This window comes from Bacillus mobilis (genome assembly GCF_001884045.1).
GTDB lineage: Bacteria > Bacillota > Bacilli > Bacillales > Bacillaceae_G > Bacillus_A > Bacillus_A mobilis.
Genome location: NZ_MACF01000098.1, coordinates 1 through 336 on the forward strand (window position 1 = coordinate 1; position 336 = coordinate 336).

At 29.8% G+C, this 336-nt stretch carries 1 pseudogene; it reads left to right on the forward strand.

Annotation, left to right across the window (positions count from 1 at the left end):
- Positions 1-336: pseudogene (locus BAQ44_RS30405) on the forward strand (IS200/IS605 family accessory protein TnpB-related protein); the annotation flags it as partial.

Here is a 336-nt window from a genome sequence, read left to right on the forward strand (position 1 = left end):
CCTTTTCTCTCAAAAAGAACTTCTTCCTGTTTACCTAGAAAACAATCAAAAAAAGTTAGAAAAGACGTCACAAAAAATAGATGAGTATGAAAGCGGCAAAAAAAGACCTAAACAAGTTTCATTAGAAAGTTGTTTAATTGGTTTAAGAAAACGAAAACAAAAATTAGAACAAAGCATTGAAACGTATGCAAAACATATTAAAAGTAAAACATTACCTCCTATTATTTTTGGTGGGCGGAAAAATTTCTATGAAAGAATGAAAAACAAGATATCCAATCAAGAATGGAAAGATTTGCGGACACGACAATTATATTCTCGTGGAGATAAAAGCAAAAA